Annotated in this window: 17 protein-coding genes; 3 read left to right on the forward strand and 14 right to left on the reverse strand. The window is 48.9% G+C overall.

The genetic code is table 11. The annotated features are described in order from the left end of the window. The first annotated feature begins 1 nt into the window (after nucleotide 1). A complete protein-coding gene (locus RBH76_05600) occupies nucleotides 2-658 on the forward strand; it encodes an HAD hydrolase-like protein (protein WMJ84893.1) in 657 nt (218 codons plus the stop codon). Nucleotides 659-895: 237 nt separating this feature from the next. Here the strand turns inward: RBH76_05600 and RBH76_05605 are convergent, their stop codons facing one another. The 6 genes from RBH76_05605 to RBH76_05630 form a co-directional block, all read right to left on the reverse strand. Then, nucleotides 896-1,120: a DUF896 domain-containing protein gene (locus tag RBH76_05605; GenBank protein WMJ84894.1), complete on the reverse strand. Its 225-nt coding sequence runs from the start codon at nucleotides 1,118-1,120 to the stop codon at nucleotides 896-898. Nucleotides 1,121-1,146: 26 nt separating this feature from the next. Beyond that, nucleotides 1,147-1,989, reverse strand: coding sequence for a peptide chain release factor N(5)-glutamine methyltransferase (gene prmC, locus RBH76_05610; protein ID WMJ85208.1), 843 nt, complete (start codon nucleotides 1,987-1,989; stop codon nucleotides 1,147-1,149). A 2-nt stretch (nucleotides 1,990-1,991) separates the two neighbouring features. Continuing rightward, nucleotides 1,992-2,924: a DUF1385 domain-containing protein gene (locus tag RBH76_05615; protein WMJ84895.1), complete on the reverse strand. Its 933-nt coding sequence runs from the start codon at nucleotides 2,922-2,924 to the stop codon at nucleotides 1,992-1,994. Beyond that, nucleotides 2,921-4,378, reverse strand: coding sequence for a HAMP domain-containing sensor histidine kinase (locus RBH76_05620; GenBank protein WMJ84896.1), 1,458 nt, complete (start codon nucleotides 4,376-4,378; stop codon nucleotides 2,921-2,923). Before RBH76_05620 ends, RBH76_05615 begins: the two co-directional genes overlap by 4 nt. Before the next feature lie 80 nt (nucleotides 4,379-4,458). Further along, nucleotides 4,459-5,151 (reverse strand): response regulator transcription factor, encoded by a 693-nt coding sequence (locus RBH76_05625; GenBank protein WMJ84897.1) that lies wholly within the window; start codon nucleotides 5,149-5,151, stop codon nucleotides 4,459-4,461. A gap of 112 nt (nucleotides 5,152-5,263) precedes the next feature. Continuing rightward, a complete protein-coding gene (locus RBH76_05630; protein ID WMJ84898.1) occupies nucleotides 5,264-6,580 on the reverse strand; it encodes a hypothetical protein in 1,317 nt (438 codons plus the stop codon). A gap of 458 nt (nucleotides 6,581-7,038) precedes the next feature. Here RBH76_05630 and RBH76_05635 point away from each other — a divergent pair, with 458 nt between their 5' ends. Further along, nucleotides 7,039-8,028 carry an asparaginase gene (locus tag RBH76_05635; protein ID WMJ84899.1) on the forward strand — a complete coding sequence of 330 codons (990 nt, stop codon included), beginning with the start codon at nucleotides 7,039-7,041 and terminating at the stop codon, nucleotides 8,026-8,028. A 185-nt stretch (nucleotides 8,029-8,213) separates the two neighbouring features. Continuing rightward, nucleotides 8,214-8,735, forward strand: coding sequence for a ClbS/DfsB family four-helix bundle protein (locus RBH76_05640; protein WMJ84900.1), 522 nt, complete (start codon nucleotides 8,214-8,216; stop codon nucleotides 8,733-8,735). Between the two features lie 127 nt (nucleotides 8,736-8,862). Here the strand turns inward: RBH76_05640 and RBH76_05645 are convergent, their stop codons facing one another. From RBH76_05645 to RBH76_05680, 8 genes are all read right to left on the reverse strand, one after another. Then, entirely contained in the window at nucleotides 8,863-9,561 is a 699-nt protein-coding gene (locus RBH76_05645; GenBank protein WMJ84901.1) for an ABC transporter ATP-binding protein, read from the reverse strand. Beyond that, the gene (locus RBH76_05650) at nucleotides 9,554-10,396 is read right to left on the reverse strand and encodes an ABC transporter ATP-binding protein (protein WMJ84902.1); all 843 of its coding nucleotides are present in this window, start codon (nucleotides 10,394-10,396) and stop codon (nucleotides 9,554-9,556) included. The genes RBH76_05645 and RBH76_05650 overlap by 8 nt, the downstream gene beginning before the upstream one ends. Further along, entirely contained in the window at nucleotides 10,389-11,474 is a 1,086-nt protein-coding gene (locus tag RBH76_05655; GenBank protein WMJ84903.1) for a branched-chain amino acid ABC transporter permease, read from the reverse strand. The genes RBH76_05650 and RBH76_05655 overlap by 8 nt, the downstream gene beginning before the upstream one ends. Nucleotides 11,475-11,483: 9 nt before the next feature. Beyond that, a complete protein-coding gene (locus tag RBH76_05660; protein WMJ84904.1) occupies nucleotides 11,484-12,368 on the reverse strand; it encodes a branched-chain amino acid ABC transporter permease in 885 nt (294 codons plus the stop codon). 106 nt (nucleotides 12,369-12,474) lie between these two features. After that, on the reverse strand, nucleotides 12,475-13,701 hold the full coding sequence (locus RBH76_05665) for an ABC transporter substrate-binding protein (protein WMJ84905.1): 1,227 nt from the start codon (nucleotides 13,699-13,701) through the stop codon (nucleotides 12,475-12,477). Between the two features lie 675 nt (nucleotides 13,702-14,376). Further along, on the reverse strand, nucleotides 14,377-15,618 hold the full coding sequence (locus RBH76_05670) for an ABC transporter substrate-binding protein (protein WMJ84906.1): 1,242 nt from the start codon (nucleotides 15,616-15,618) through the stop codon (nucleotides 14,377-14,379). A 176-nt stretch (nucleotides 15,619-15,794) separates the two neighbouring features. After that, the gene (locus RBH76_05675) at nucleotides 15,795-16,691 is read right to left on the reverse strand and encodes an RluA family pseudouridine synthase (protein WMJ84907.1); all 897 of its coding nucleotides are present in this window, start codon (nucleotides 16,689-16,691) and stop codon (nucleotides 15,795-15,797) included. Beyond that, nucleotides 16,684-17,598: a DMT family transporter gene (locus RBH76_05680; protein ID WMJ84908.1), complete on the reverse strand. Its 915-nt coding sequence runs from the start codon at nucleotides 17,596-17,598 to the stop codon at nucleotides 16,684-16,686. Before RBH76_05680 ends, RBH76_05675 begins: the two co-directional genes overlap by 8 nt. Between the last annotated feature and the right edge of the window lie 6 nt (nucleotides 17,599-17,604).

A 17,604-nucleotide genomic window follows, 5' to 3' on the forward strand; every position in this document is an offset into this window, starting at 1 on the left:
TATGGCACTTAAATACACCACCCTGCTGTTTGACCTCGATGGAACATTGACCGACTCAGAAGAGGGCATCGTCAAATGCGTTCAACACAGCCTGCGTCCCTTTGGCATTGAGGAAAATGACCCGGTCGTACTGCGTAGTTTCATCGGCCCGCCGCTCAGTGCTTCTTATAAGCAGATTTACAACTTTACAGAGGGGCAAATAACCGTAGCCATCGATACTTTTCACGAGCGCTTTGATGCAGTCGGAAAGTTCGAAAACCGCCCTTACGACGGCATCTGCGAACTGTTGGAGCGCTTGAAGAACGCGAATTTTCGTCTGATGCTGGCCACCTCAAAGCCGGAGCATTTTGCGCGGCAGATTATGGCGCACTTTGCACTTGAAGGTTATTTTGACGTTATTTGCGGATCTGACGAAATGCAAGGCCGATTTGAAAAGCAAGATGTAATACAAGAGATTCTGCGAATTCAGCCGCAGCTTAACCGCGATAACACCATCATGATCGGTGACCGAAAATATGATGTCGAGGGTGCAGCACTCTGCGGACTGGACTGCATCGGTGTTGCCTACGGCTTTGGCGGCCACGACGAGTTGATGACCGCTGGAGCTAAGTACATAGTTGAAACGGTACCGGAACTGGGTGTGTTGCTACTAGAGTAAAAATATATGTGTCTAGAATATGCGTCAAACCCTATTCGTGGGATTCTCTTGCAAAACCCTATTTCAGACCGTCTTTGTTCCTTTATTTTTGTACTGACAATTGTTAGGCTCAACTCACGCCCTATAATCGCTTATTGTTATTTTTGCACACTATTCTTTTAAAATAAGCACAACGCCCGTCCGCTTTTAAGCAGACGGGCGTTATTTTGATATTTCAAAGCTTGGATACATTACCCCTTAACATGGCGGTAAATCGTCGTCCTTTCGCTTGAGTTTCGTCTTGTTACCCTGTTCGTCAACGACGTAGGTATGGTTAAGTTGGGTGACCAGGCTGCGGCGATAGCTTTCAATATACTCCCGGCGCAATGCGTCCCGCTCGGCCAGTTCAGCAGGGCTTAGCGCTTCACCCGCTTTTACCCTTCGGGCAAATTCGTTGATGCGGTCCAATTTTTTCTGTTCCAAAATAATTACTCCCTGAAATCACTTATTCAAACGTCGGTTACAGACGGCGTACGTCCGTAAACGCAGCGGTCAATTCCACTTAAATCCTTGGCAAAGCCAATGCTATGATAGCCCTGACCTGACATAATGTCGGCAATTTGCTGTGCCTGTTGCCAGCCAGCCTCAAACAGTAGCATGCCATTGGGGGCCAACAGCATTTTGGCACTCTGCGAAATACTTCGATAAAAAACAAGCCCATCTTCACCGCCGTCCAGCGCCATTTTAGGCTCATAGCGCACCGGCTGCGGCAGCTCTGTCAGCTCCTTGGCCGTGAGATAAGGCGGGTTTGAAATAATCATATCCAGTTTTGGTAACCCGAGCGGTGCCAAATCGCCGAGCACATCGGCTTCCATCACGCTGATGCGCGGACAATCTTTGGTATTCTCACGTAGATAACGCAACGCTTCCTTAGAAAGTTCCAGCGCATATACCTCACACTGAGGCAAATTCTGTGCTACCGCCAGCGAAATCGCGCCGCTTCCAGCACAAAAATCAGCAACCTTGGCCAAAGGCTCCTGCGATAAAAGGCCCAGCGCAGCATCCACCAGTGTTTCAGTGTCCGGGCGGGGAATCAGCACCCCCTCACCAACTTTAAGTGGTATGGAGTAAAACTCCCACTCACCGAGCAGATATTGTAACGGATAGCCATCGACGAGCCTCTTGACCTTCTGAGAAAAAATCAGTGCATCGTCGGCAGCAATTTCATCATTCGGCCGGGTATGCTGTGCCTGTGCCCCAAACTGGGCATAAAAAAGTTGTGAAAGATCAAAATCTGCCGTATCATGCGTCAGTTTTTTACGACATTGAAGATATAGCTGAGAAACGGTCATCTTTACCACCTATCGTCTTCCTGATTCTGCGGGATGCAGGGCCTCATCGCGGCAATAGCGGCCTCGATTTCTGATACATCTGGTTCATTGGTCGTCAGCCGCTGCAGCCACAACCCCGGCGCGGAGATAATCCGTGTGCAAGGGGTGTCATAGCGCCCCGCCAACTTAATGATCTCATAAGCGATGCCAACCACCAGCGGCAGGCAGACCAGCTTTAACGCAATGCGCACGATGAGATTATCCCAGGTTACAAGCGAAAAAACCAGTGCTGAAACCACCAGTACAATGAGAATGAAACTGGTGCCACAGCGCGGGTGAAAACGCGAATGCTTCATCACATTTTCAGGTGTCAACTCTTCACCCGCCTCGTAGCAGGCGATGGTCTTATGCTCGGCCCCGTGGTATTCAAACACACGGTGAATTTCAGGCATTCGGCTGACCAAAAATAAATAAGCTAAAAAAATACCGATTTTAACAACTGCCTCAATCAGTGACAATAATAGCCGCGTAGCGACAAACGGACGAATAAGCCCGATAAGAAAGGTTGGTAGCACCATAAACAATGCCACTGCCAGCAACACACCGAACACCCCGGCGACTCCAGCTAAAACCTTTGAGAAATTCTCCCCAAACCAGTCCATCAGCTTTTTTTCAAAACCGCTGGGCTCTTCTTCAAAACCAGAAATCTCAGCAGATTTCATTAGGCATTTATAGCTGACAGCCATACTGTCAAAAAAATTAAATACGCCTCGTATAATAGGTGTTTTTTTATACCAAGGTTTGGAGCCTTCCTCGGTTCTCCATTCGGAAATATCTAGCTCACCATTGGGTTTACGCACCGCCATAGCGGTGGTATAGGGCCCTCGCATCATTACGCCTTCTATAAGCGCGCTGCCGCCTATTGAGGTCTTTTTACGCTCGTTTGTATTGCTCAATATGGTTGTTCCTCCCCGCCCTGTTCAGGCGCCTTGTGTTTAAGCTGTTCATAAAGTGTGGCGTTGGGTATGCGTATGGTGACGGTTGTGCCCTCATCCAAAACCGATGTTACCTCCAGCACGCCTAAAAACGCCGCGACAATTTCGTCAGCAACAGCCAGCCCGATACCGGAACCACGTCGCGTTAAATTTGCTTTGTAGAACTTTTTCTTGATCTTCGGCAGATCCTCCGGGCTGATTCCGCAACCCGAATCTGTCACCGAAATGACAAAGTAACCATTCTGCTGCTGGACCGCCACCTTGACGCTGCCGCCCGCGTCGGAATATTTGATAGCATTATCTATGATGTTGATAAATACCTGACGCAACCGGTTTTTGTCGGCCATGACCACAGCCGCCTCGAGCTGTTCGTCATAGGTCAGTTTGATCTCCTCGCGACGTGCCTTTTCAGTGTACATTAGCACCGCTTCTTCAAGTTCGGCCAACAGGTCGATTCGTTCGATGACCAATTTAAAGCGCCCCGACTGCATGCGCGAAAAATCGAGTAACTCTTCCACCATCATCGCCAGACGGTCGGTTTCGCTGATGATGACTTGCATACCCTTCTGCACTGTTTCGCGGTCGCCCGCGTCGGCGTCGCGTATCGTCTCGCTCCAACCCTTTATGGCGGTGAGCGGTGTTCGAAGCTCGTGCGAGACAGACGAAATAAACTCGTTTTTTAGTTTTTCGGAGTTTCCCAATTCCTCCGCCATATAGTTTATGGTCTCGCACAGATCGCCGATTTCGTCGTCGTTTCGGCTAACCAAGCGGGTTGCAAAGTCTCCCTGTGCAATTTTTCGCGCCGTCTTTCCTATTTCCCCCACCGGAATAACAATGGAACTGATAAAGTAAGAGCCCGAAAGCACCATAAAAAATATGATGGCAACACCAAATACCACCGCAACGGTAATAATTGAAAAAATTAAGCTATCCACCTTGGCGAGCGATACCACTAACCGTACAGCCGTAATACTTTCGTCATTGACAGGTGCAACACAGCTAACCGCCATAATGTTTTCCTCGCCGATACGCCCCTGAAATCTGCCCATGCCATCGGATGCAACAAGCGCTTCCTCAAAATCGGGCATCTCAATTTTTTCGGCCACCGGAAAACCCGACGACGTCGTGGTAATGCCACCGTAAGCATCCACCGCCATCAGCTCCATGCGGTCGCGCTGCTCAAAATTCTCGATGAGACTTCGAACTTCACGCTGGTAGTCGGCTGAGGGATCGATAGAATATTTTGACAACAGCGTGCTGACGGTGTTCGCCTGAGAAACTAGCGTCTGTTGCACCGAGGAATAATAGAACATGCGCACCGCCAGTATGACCGCGACCTCGACGAGCACCAATATGACAAGGATAATCCCAAGGCTACCCGTGAGCCAGCGGGTGGTTATCTTTTTTTGCGCCATGGGCCTCCTCCTAATAGTGTTTTACAGCCATAAGGCCGCCTTTAAATTACCGCACCGACAAATAGGCGCCTAATGCGGCGTCAGGGCATCCACTTATACCCAAAGCCCCACACCGTCGTAATGTGTTGCGGATTTGAGGGCTCCTCCTCCACCTTCATGCGTAGGCGGCGGATGTTGACATCCACAATTTTAACATCGCCGAAATAGTCCTCACCCCACACCGCCGTCAGGATCTGGCTGCGTTCCATTGCCGTTTCAGGGTTTTTCATAAAAATTTCCATAATCTGAAATTCCACCTGAGTTAGCTCAACCGGTTCGCCGTTTTTGGTGACGGTTCGACTTTTAAGATTGAGGGTAAATGGGCCCGAGGTCAGCTCATTATCCGGCTTTTTGGGGTTGGACATAGACACGCGGCGGTGAATAGCATCGACACGCGCCATAAGCTCCGACGGAGAAAACGGCTTGGTAATGTAATCGTCTGCGCCGAGCATCAACCCGTTGACTTTATCCATCTCCTGGCTCTTTGCAGTCAAAATGATGATGCCAAGCGAATCTGAGCGTTCGCGCAATTTTTTGCAGACTGAAAACCCGTCAAGTCCGGGCATCATAACATCAAGAATGACAACGTCAAAGCCCTCCTCAGCATTATCATAAGCGGCAATAGCATCCAGCCCGTTGCTTACGTCGGTGACCGAATAGCCCGCGCGCTTGAGGTTTATGACCACAAAGTCGCGAATGGCGTCCTCGTCCTCGGCAATCAGAATATTTTTCATAGCGGCTCCTTTCTAGAACTGCATCCTGTTACTGCTCTGATATTCTCTCCTAATTAAAGGGATAGACAATTTACACATTGCCGTAAATGTCTACTCTTTAGTGGGAGTGCAGTTACTGTAAATCGAGCAATGAAAACAAGCTTTGCGCCTGCTCATAGGTTATCGAATATCCCGGGTAACCCTCTTCGGGAATATAAATCTGGTAGCTATTAGCACCCTTGGTGCCCACCACGCTGTATTGCGTCGTTTCAAACTTATCCTGATAATCTGAGGGGCTAACCACACGGATACGCAACAGCTCAACATCCGAATGTTCAAGTGATTTATCAAACAGCATAAATCGCCACTCGCCCGTATCAGACTGTCGCCGTACCGTTACGGCGTCCTTCCAGCCGTCGGGCAGTTTAAGCTGATAACCCGCAGCAAAATTGACCACCGAACGCTGCACACACTGCAGCTCACCTTCAAGAATGCTCATGTATTCAGTGAGATAGACCACCTCGCGCTCATCAGTAGTGGAATAGCCCGGAAGCGGTGAAGAAACCGGTATGTCGATCAATCCATCACCATTAACATCGGCGCAGGTCAGCGTTGGGGTTGCCCGGTCAAACGACTCGTAAATACCAAGATCTTCGTTGGAAAGCGCCTCAATAATAGACTTTTGATCATCTACTACTGCAATACGGGTGGTCATTTCGTCAGAACCAAGATAGATATCAGCAAACACCGCATTCAACCCTGTTGTCAACTTGCCATATGAAAGCTTGGCATAGTCAGTCATAGCGGTGGGCATTTTAACCTCACTGGTGCGCACAATACGCCCCGAACGATATTTTATCAGCGACATAACCGCTGATTTGGTCAGATTTTTGGTGCAAAGTATCATCTCAGCAAGACCGTTGCCATCCACATCGTCGATTAAAATTTCGTTATAACTGCCCTCATATCGCGTCTCAGCACTTTCATTGGAATAAGAGTAAACCTTGCAAACTAAATTATCCTTACCCGCAATAGTCCAACCAACAATAATGTTGTTGCGCTCGGCGTTTTCAATGGGTGCGAAAGAGACGAAATCAATCTCGCCGCCTTCCCCAGGAAGCTGATAACGGCTTTTCCAAACACCATCATTCTCCGTGAGAATGCTCATCCATGAAGAAGTCAAGCCGTTAACGGTCAGCTCATAAAAAACAATGGCCTCATCCCGCCCGTCCTTATCCAAATCATCGAGCACACAAGCTGAAAGATTATCGCCCCGGCGGGGATATCGCAGCTTAAAGGTGTTGGTACCGACAGCCAGCTCAACTGCATCGTAGATGGCTGACTGTTGCGTCGTCAAGCGCGGCGGCTCAAGCAGCTCGTTGACGCCGAGCTGCACGCCGTTGCAAGCGCTTAAAAGCAGTAATGATAAAAGCAGCGCTAAAAGCCGCACCGGCCTCACCTCCCTGTTTTAAAGCCTTCCGCCCACTAAAAATAAGGCAGAAAAAACTGTCCGTCCACCGCTTAACAGCGCATCGGCACAGCTCTAAACACATTTTTCTATACCTAATTATTATACCACCAGATAGTTTTGTGTCAATCGCTCAGGTGGTGTCATCCATTAACTAGCTGTAATAATTCTGTAGCATTATCCCCTTTTTCCGAAGCCATTAAAACCAGCATGGTAAAGCTTGTAGTAATGGGCTTTAATTTTCCATTTGATTATGGTAAAATTACCGCAAAAAGGTGAACTAAAAGCTAAACGACTCTACCTCTTAGTTGTACAATGCTTTTGATGGGCAAACTTTTATCCCTGAATACTTTGGCGCTATGGTAAGTGAAAACGAATGAGATACGCGGGCGCAATCGCCCCGCGTTATTCCATACTCTGACGGGAGGTAAAATGACATTATGAAAAAGTTATTACTACTCACAACGGGCGGAACAATCGCCTCAACCCCATCGGAAGATGGTCTGCGCCCGACAGCACCCGGCGCGGGGCTGCTGGAACTGGCCGGCCCGCTCACCTATGATGTCACGATACGCGACCTGCTCACTCTTGATTCCTCCAATGTTCAGCCCGAAGAGTGGCAGCTGATTGCCCGCACAGTATTTGAGCAGCGCGGTGAATTTGACGGCATCGTTATTACCCACGGTACCGACACGATGGCCTATACGGCCTCGATGCTCAGCTTTATGCTTCCGGGTATCGACCTGCCAGTGGTACTCACCGGTAGCCAGTTACCGATTTTTCATCCGCTTTCCGATGCGCCGGACAACCTGCGCACCGCCTTTGCCATGGCGGTCAGCGGTGTCCCGGGTATTTTTGTAGCGTTTGACCGCAAAGTGCTGTTGGGCTGTCGCTCAGTCAAGATTCGCACCACCGGCTTTGATGCCTTCGACAGCGTCAACCTGCCTCCGGTGGCGGAGGTCAGCTCGGATGGACTTGTTATAAATCCTCAGCTGCTGCCCGTAAAAAGTACCCTCTGCACGCTGGCCGATCAAGTGGATAACCGCGTGGCATTGTTCAAGCTGATTCCCGGGCTGGATCCCCGCTTTCTTGAAGCGCTACTTCAACTCGACTGTCACGGCGTGGTGCTTGAAGCATTCGGTTCGGGGGGGCTGGCCTTCTTGCGCCGCGATCTCGTGACTGCACTTGAGTATCTGGTGGAACACGGTGTTTCGGTCGTGGTGTGCAGCCAATGCCTGTATGAGCGCAGCGATATGACCACCTATGAAGTGGGGCGGCGTGCGCTGCAAAAAGGCGTCATTCCCGGCGGCGATATGACTTCAGAAGCCGCCGTTACCAAGCTAATGTGGGCACTGGCCAATACCGCCTCACCCAAGGAAGTCTCAGCACTGTTTGCCCAAAATCTCACTGGCGAAATTAGCGTACGGTAACAGCGGAGCATGCGGGGGAATGTAGCGATATGAGCGGCGCCTAGCGCGTCGCTTATAGCAAATCCAGTCAAGAAGGAGTGGATCGACGCTATTCTTATAAATGTGACATACTGTTGTCAGAATTAAGCTTGTATACTGATTCTCATACCCGTATTAAAAATAGAATCTGTATGGTGGTGTATATAATGCAGGGATATGTGGATAAAAGGGCTCTCATCGCAGAAATCGAAAAGACAGCCGTCCAATTCATCTCGGAATTTGACGGCATTGCGGAAGCGGAGAAAGACCTGTGCTTCGACGGCGTAGACCGCACACCACAGGAAATGCTTGCCTACCAATTAGGTTGGATGCATTTGCTGTTGGGCTGGGAGCACGACGAACAGCAGGGCAAAATTGTCATCACACCTGCACCCGGCTATAAGTGGAATCAGTTGGGCGGACTGTATCAAAGCTTTTATGACCGCTATCGACAAGCATCGTTGTCAGCGCTCAGAGAGACTTTTGCTGCAACAGTTTTTGAACTGACCACTTGGGTCGATAGCCTTGAAGAAACGGTGATATTTACCCCCGGCGGCAGAAAGTGGGCGGCTTCGACATCCTGCAACTGGCCTGTATGGAAATGGGTTCACATCAATACTGTTGCCCCTTTTAAATCCTTTCGCAGTAAGATACGCAAGTGGAAAAAGATGCAGTCCAACCAATGCTAAACAAGCTAGAACGTATTAAGCAGTTTATTACGACCTCTATTTTTAAAGTTAATGCCTAATCAGTGCCACCATTGTGTGCAAAGCGACCCGCCAATCTCACCGATTGACGGGTCGCTTTTTCGCTTTATTATCTACCCAGATACGCTTTTTTAACTTCTTCGTCAACCAACAGCTTTTTACCCTCTCCAGACATGGTGATGCGTCCGGTTTCCAACACATAAGCATAGTCGGCGGTGTGCAACGCCATGTTGGCGTTTTGTTCAATCAAAAGAATCGTCATGCCCTGGCGGTTAATTTCCTTGATGATATCAAAGATACCGCGCACGATAATGGGCGCCAATCCCAGCGAGGGTTCATCCATCATCAACACTTTCGGGCGGCTCATGAGTGCGCGGGCCACTGCTAACATCTGTTGCTCACCGCCAGAAAGGGTACCCGCCGCCTGCCAATGACGTTCCTTTAGACGCGGGAACAAATCGTACACCCATGCGATGTCGTCATCCAACTTGTCGTGCCGAAGGTAAGCGCCAATTTTGATATTTTCAAGCACTGTCAAATCGGCAAATACGCGTCTCCCCTCGGGTACTAGTGTGACCCCCTTCGAGACAATCGTTTCGGTAGGTAGACCACTGATCTTTTCATTCAAAAATGTAATTTCGCCATTCTTGATCGGCACAAGTCCCGCAATAGCGCGCAGTGTAGTGCTTTTGCCCGCACCGTTGGCACCGATGAGTGTTACAATACTCTTTTCCGGAACATCAAATGAGATGCCCTTGACAGCCTCAATGCCACCGTAATTGACTTTTAAATCGTTGACCTTAATCATCGGCCGCCACCCCCAGATACGCCTCTATAACGCGTGTGTTGTTTTGAATTTCGCCTGGCGTACCGGAAGCGATGGTCTTACCAAAATCCAGCACGTAGATGCGATCAGAAATGCGCATAACCAGATCCATGTGGTGTTCAATCATAAACACCGTCAGACCAAAATCATCTCGAATCTGCTTGATAAAATCAGTCAGCTCTTCGGTTTCCTGCGGGTTCATGCCTGCAGCCGGCTCATCGAGCAGCAACAGTGTGGGTTCCGTGGCCAATGCACGCGCAATCTCAAGACGACGCTGTTTGCCATAGGGCAGATTGTTGGCCTTTTCATCCTTTAGATTCTCAAGGTCGAGAATTTGCAGGAGCTCCAGCGTTCTTTGACGCATAGCCGCCTCTTCGGCGCGATTTAGGCGCAGCATAGCTGAAACCACACCGGCCTTTGAGCGCATATGCCGCGCGATAAGAACATTTTCAAACACGGTTAGGTTTTTAAACAGTCGGATGTTCTGAAAAGTTCTAGCGATACCCAGCTTGGTAATCGCATCGGGCGTTTTAACCATCACTTTACTGAATTTATCGGCATCACTGCCCTGGTAAAGCTTTTTCATCGCACCCTGCGGATGGTTTGAAACAATTAGTTCGCCATTAAAGTGAATCGCGCCGTTTGTGGGGGTATAAACGCCGGTAATCACATTAAAAGCAGTGGTTTTTCCCGCACCATTGGGACCGATGAGCGCGACGATCTCGCCACGATTAATTTCCAGCGAGAGATCGTTGACTGCCACGACACCACCAAACTGCATCGTGACGTTTTCTAAACGCAATACATTATTATTCATGTGCCGCACCGCCCTTCGCCTTGGCCCTTTTAGCAAACGGCTTTTTAAATAAACCGATCAGGCCCTTCCACGAGAATTCGCGGTCGCCCATAATCCCTTGACGGTAGAAAAGTACGACGCACATAATGATGACCGAGAACACCACCTTGCGGAATCCTGAGCGCAAAAGCGGCACATGAAACCCACTGATGACAGTCTCAGCATCGAGAAAGCGTAGCCACCACTCGCTGCAAGCGATGAATAGAAAGGACGAGAGGCAGCTACCGGTGACCGATCCGATACCACCTATGACCACGATAAGTAAAATTTCATAGGTCATAGCCGACTTAAAGGCCGAAGCCTGAACGGTGGTTTGATACATCGCCAGCAACGCACCACTGACGCCCGCAAAAAACGAGCTGATGACAAATGAGAGCATTTTATGCTTAAACAAGCTGATGCCCATGGCCTCGGCCGCGATTTCATCCTCACGAATCGCTTTGAAAGCCCGCCCGAATGAAGAATTGATCAGCAGTACGATCAATGCAATGCAGATGCCAGACACCGCGAACGGGAACAGCACCGACGAAAACGCCGGGAATTTGCGCAGTAGGTTGGAACCATTCGTGATGGGCCCCAGCTTATCCCACTGGAAGATGGCGCGAATAATTTCAGCAAATCCCAGCGTGGCAATAGCAAGATAATCACCCTTTAAACGCAACACAGGCAGACCAATTAAAAAGGCAAATGTCGCCGCTGCAAGTCCGGCTAAGACCAACGCCACCGGTACCGGTAGTGCAAACTGAATAATGCCACCATCAAAGTATTGATAAACCTGTGCTCTAGCCTGCGGCGGAATCGTAAAGATTGCATATGTATAAGCACCGATGAGCATAAAGCCTGCCTGACCGAGCGAAAACAGCCCTGTGAAGCCGTTTAAAAGGTTCAACGAAACGGCAACCAATGCGTAGATGGCACCCTTTTTAAGTACCGTGAACAACATTGAAGTAGAGGGTAACGTGCGCTCAAGCAAAAATAAAAATACAAACAGCGCCGCCACAGCAATGAGGGAATAAATGCTTTTCATCTTTTTATCCATGGCAGCCACCTAAACCTTATCCGTCGTTTTTTCACCGAACAACCCCGTGGGTTTTGCCACAAGGATGACGATGAGCAACGCAAAGGTGAAAGCATCCGAGAAGGTGGTCCAGCCAGCGCCCTTGATCAGACTTTCACAGATGCCGATGATGAACGCACCAACCACGGCGCCGGGAATGGACCCGATACCGCCGAATACCGCGGCGACAAACGCTTTGAGGCCCGGCATTGCACCCGCCGTCGGTACGACGCCGGTGTAATTTGTAAAGTAAAGTAGCGAGCCCACGCCGGCCAGCAACGAACCAATGATAAACGTGGTGCTAATGACATTGTTGATTTTGATACCCATCAGTCGCGCTGTTTCAAAATCGCGCGAGACAGCACGCATCGCCATACCGATCTTCGTATACTTTATCAATATGACCAGCGCGACCACCAATACGATGGTAAGCACCGGAGTGATGACGGTGACGCGCTTGGTGGTCGCCGTACCAATGTTTATAATATCGCTTATCCACGGAATGGGCGGATATTGCTTGGCCAAACCACCCGTGACATAAAGCGCCATATTCTGAAGCAGATAAGAAACACCGATGGCCGAAATCATAATGGACATGCGTGGCGCGTTACGCAGTGGTTTATAGGCCACACGCTCAATGACAAAACCGAGCAAAACGGTGAGTGCCAATACCAGCGGTATGGCGGCATACAACGGCATGGCAGTTGAAAAGTAGACCATCATTAGGCCTGCCACCATAAAAATATCGCCGTGGGCAAAGTTGATCAGGCGCAAAATACCGTAAACCATTGTATAACCAATGGCAATCAGCGCATACTGCCCGCCAACCGAGATTCCTGCCAATATGTACGGCAGATTCTCGTTAAAAAATTTCATGTTCCGGAACCCCCACATAATACAAAGTTTGGCGGGAACAGATATGTGCTATTTGCCCCCGCCAAGCTTATTTTCTTTTTAGGCGTCTTTCTTGAGATTTAACACTTTAATTAACGCCCTGAATCGCGACAAATTCCCACTTACCGGTTTCGGTGTTGACCTTCTTGACGAAGGCCGCGTCACGGATAGCATCACCGGTCTCATTGAAAACAATCCTGCCAGAAATACCAGTGTAATCGACCTTCCACAATGCTTCATTAACAGCTTTGGGGTCGGCAGAACCGGCAGCCTTAATGGCCTCAAGCGCGGTGAAATAAGCGTCGTAGCCCATAGCAGAAACCGCCGCGATGGTGTCGTCTCCGCCGTTGTTAGAAAGATTGGTGGGGTTCGCGTTAATCCACTCTTTAATGCCCTTGACGAATTCAGCGCCTTGCTCGTCGTCGGTGCCTTCGTCAAAGAAGGTGGTCACATAAAGATCGGTTTTAGTGCCCTTGGCAGCGTTGAGAATAACGTTAGAGTCCCATGTGTCGCCCGCCATCATGGGAATGCCCAGGCTCTGTGCATTAGCCTGCTCAATGATAAGCGCCGCAGCTTCGGTGGAAACAGGGGCAAAGAAAACATCGGCACCCTCGTTCTTCGCCTTGGTCAGATAGGGGGTGAAGTCGCTGTTGCCCTCGGGGAAGGTCTCGTAAATAACCTTGCCACCCAGCGCCTCAAACGCCTGCTGGAAGTAGTAGCACAGGCCTACCGAATAGTCATCGCCGAGCTTGGCAAGGCTGTAAGCGGTTTTAGCCGAGAAGCTGTCAGTAGCAAAGTTCGCCAGAACGGTGCCCTGGAACGGATCAAGGAAGCAAATGCGGAAGTAGTGTGTATTGCCTTCGGTAACCTGCGGGTTGGTGCAGGTGACGCCGATAACCGGAATGCCCGCGTTAGCAAACACGTCGGAAGCGGCAATGGAAACGCCCGAACCATAGGAGCCCAATGCAATGGAAACACCGGAGCTGACCAGTGAAGCAGCAGCCGACGGGCCCTTGTCGTTAGAAGACTCGTTATCAACGATCACAAGCTCGACTTTATAGTCTTTGCCGCCGACGTTGACGGTGTTAACCAGGCTGTTTGCATACTGGATGCCCAGCGTCTCCTGCTTGCCACCTGCGCCATTATCGCCAGAGGCAGGCTCGTATACGCCAATCTTAATGACATCGACAGCAGCATCGCCCGAAGCGGACGGAGCAGCAGAGGAAGCTGGAGCAGCCGAAGAAGTGGAACCGCCGCAGGCAGTCAAAGCCAGCAGCAGTGCGAGTGCCAGTGACAGCGCTATAACCTTTTTCATTACAAATCTCCTCCAAATTAAGGATACCCGCATTTTTTATGCAGGGCTTACGGAATAATTCTTCCGCTGAAATACAATTATACGCGCACGCAATACAGATTTCAATAGAAAAGCAGTTATTTTAGTCGAATGTACATTTCTTCTAATTATAGGTGATTTTCTGTTTTTGAACGGTGGATTGTATGTTAATTATGACGGTTTTGCAGTTTTATCCGTCATTTCAACCCCTAAACCACAATTAAAAACCGTTTATGGCAAATATTTCTGAAATATTGGCTAGAATTGACACTTCAATGTGCATGCATTCCCCTGTTACAAGGTGGTGAAATTGCACATTTTTGCGGTATCACGCCTATCTTTTTATGCATGTTGTCGCTCCACCATAGAATACATCGCCCACCAGTGGATGTCCCACCACAGAAAAGTGCGGCTAATCTGCTTCATGTCCCCTATGCAAAGTGCATTCCACAACTGACAGACTGTCATTTTGTGCTTACACACAATTTTGCGCTGGCGGATTTTCCATCGGTGTACGCTGTCTGCCAACCGGAATTTCCCTAGTGTATGCGAAAGATGCTGGTTATATTGACAAACCTTTACATACTATAAAGTTTGGCGGGTACAGCTATATTTAAGTGTCCCCGCCAAACCTATTTTCTTTTTTAGGCATCCGCCTTATGATAATTTATTTACTGGGCTATGCTCCGTTTCAGCCACAATTTCCCACTCCCCGGTTTCGGTATTAACCTTCTTGATGAAAGCCACATTACGTATTGCGTTACCGTTTTTGTCAAAGATGATAGGGCCGGAAACACCCTCGTGCTGTACCTTTAAAAGCGCTTCATTGATAGCCTTAGGGTCTATCGAGCCAGCAGCCTTTATCGCCTCGAGAGCGGTGAAGTAGGCATCATAGCCCATTACAGATACTGCTGAAATAGTGTCATCGCCGCCATTGTTTTTAAGGTTGGTAGAGCTGGATTTTATCCATTTCTTGAAGCCCTTAACAAATTCTGAATCCTTATCTTTGATGATATTTTCATCAAAAAAGGTGGTTACATAGATGTCAAGGTTTGTGTCCTTTGCGGCATTGAGCACAGCTTTAGAATCCCAAGAGTCGCCCGCCAGCAACGGTATTGTAAAATTCTGCGCATCAGCCTGATCAATAATCCTTTCCGCCAACGGTATTGAAACAGGAGCAAAAAAAACATCTGCGCCACTATTCTTAGCGGTATTAAGGTAAGGGCGAAAGTCTGTGGTGCCCTCATGGAAAGTCCAATAAATCACCTTGCCACCCAGCGCTTCGAACTGCTTACGAAAGTAGTAACATAAATCGACCGAATAATTATCGCCCAACTTTGCCAAGCAATAAGCTGTCTTGGCCTTTAAACCATTGGTGGCAAAATCAGCAAGAACAGCGCCCTGGAAGGGATCAAGATAGGTAAGAGTATAATGGTGCGTATTGCCCAGAGTGACCTGCGGATTGGTGCAGGTGGCACAGAGTACAGGAATTTCGGCTTTTGAAAAAACGTCGGAAGCTGCGATGGTAACTGCGGAGCCATAAGAGCCGATAACTATGGGGACGCCTAATCTTACAAGCGCTTCAGCAGCCAGTGGGCCTTTAATAATGGAGGACTGGTTATCGACAATAACCAGCTTAACGGGATATTCCTTGCCGCCGATGTTAACGGTGTTAACAAGGCTGTTTGCATATTGAATCCCGAGGGTTTCCTGCTTTCCGCTCGCAGCATTCTCGCCAGAAGCAGGCTCGAAAACGCCAATCTTGATGACATCAGTAGGAGTTTGGGAAGTGGAAACAACGCCTGATGATGTAGGGACAGCTGTCAAAGAAGAACCGCCGCATGCGTTCAGTGCCAGTAACAGGGCAGCTATGAGCGATAGCGATACGATCTTTTTCATGCTAATACCCTCCAAATTCCGAATGCTTGCATCTATGCAAAAATTACAAAAAACTACGTGCAAAAGCAGTATCAACTTCAATAAAAAGATGTTTTGCACATTTCAAACAATTACATTCTATTTGTATTTCTAAATGACGGATTGTATGTTAAAAAAGACCGTTGGAATTCCAAACACTATTTTATCAGGTGTACCTCAGCGTGTATTCCATGCTTTTTAATTATTTTAGTAATATCATCGGGTAAGGGCGCAAATAGACACATCTGTTTTTTGGTTATGGGATGGATAAACATCACCTTGGTACAGTGCAGCGCTTGCCTTTGAATATCAGCTATCTCCCCACCGTAAAATGCATCTCCCAAAAGTGGATGTCCAACTGCGGAGAAGTGTACGCGTATCTGATGCATGCGCCCTGTATGCAGAATACATTCCAACACAGTCAGCTTTTCGTTAGCCGCAAGCACCCTGTATTCGGTTCGTGCCGCCTTGCCGTCCGCCCGCACAACCTGACGCGGTTCATAAGGCTTTTGCTGCGCGAGCGGCAACTCTATAAAGCCGTGTAAATCTTTGATTCGTCCCTGTACCACCGCCAAATAACGTTTGTCAATCTTTTGCCACAACTGCGCCGCCGCAAGTTGGTGCTTTGCTACGACCAGCGCACCACTGGTATCACGATCCAACCGGATCATAGCGCGAAATACACCTTCGGCTGTGTTCTCCAACGTGTCGGCATAATGGCTGCCGGACCGATGGCACACCAGCCCCGCAGGCTTGTTGTAGACAATGATGTCGGCGTCCTCATACAGTACCGGCACAATTTCGCTGCTTACAGAACGCTTAACTGTCGGTTGGGGCAGCGCCACCGTCAATATCTCGCCCCGCTTTAATATATATGTTGAGCGAACCCGCCGCCCCGAGACGCAAAGCCCATCTTCAGTCTGCTTGAGCACAATAATCAACCGTTTGGAATAGCCCTCGGCCAATAACCGCTCCTCTACGCTTTGTCCGTGCTCTTCTACACAATACGAAAACTGCCGAGGGCCTGTCGACGCTCCTGTCGACGCGTTATTCATGCGTCAAAGCCTCCTTTTTAGGCAAAAAGCGCTTGCTTTCCGAGATAAACAACCCCACCAACGTCAGCGCGGTACCAAATGCGGCCAACCCGGTAATTTTTTCACGCAATACAAGGGCGGATGTTACAACCGTGATCACCGGAACCGCATAGATGTAGACACCCGTTTTGACGGCACCCAGCATTTTTACTGCGGCACCCCACGTCACAAAGCATAGCGCCGAAGCACCCAGCCCTAAAAACAGGAGATTGAACAGGTTCACCGGAACAAGCAGCTGGGCGGTATTGGGGCTAAAATCCAATATGAACAGCGCGGGCAACATAAACACCAACCCGTAAAAGAAAGCCCTGCGTGTTGTTTGAATGGTGTTGTAGCCAAAGTGGCTGATCTTTCTGGTCAGCACCGAATAGAATGCCCATGCTATCGCCGCGAGTACAGCCAGCATGTCTCCGATGGGGTTGAGCTTTAATACGGTGCTGCCGTTAAAGCTGATAAGAAAAATACCGGTCAGTGCAACGACAAATCCAACAAAAAACTGTACCTGCAGCCTTTCGCCATCCAGAAAGAAGTGCGCCAGAAGCGCGATAAAAAATGGGCCTATTGACACAATAACTCCGACATTAGACGCAAAGGTGTAGGTCAGCGCAATGTTCTCCATCAAGAAATAAAGGGTAACCCCACATAGGCCTGCAGCCGCAAAATACAGCTCCTGCCTTCTTTCCACAATTTTAAGCCTTTTGGGGCAAACTAACCACAAAGCCACAAACCCGGTGAAAAATCTTAGAAATAATATTTCTACCGGTGAAAAATCCCTAAGCAATATTTTTGTCGATATAAAGGTGGTTCCCCAGATAAAAACTGTTATAAGTGCTGTCAGATGACCGGTTAACACATTCTTTTTTTCCATAAAAGC

Source organism: Oscillospiraceae bacterium MB24-C1, assembly GCA_030913685.1.
Taxonomy (GTDB): domain Bacteria; phylum Bacillota; class Clostridia; order Oscillospirales; family Ruminococcaceae; genus Yanshouia.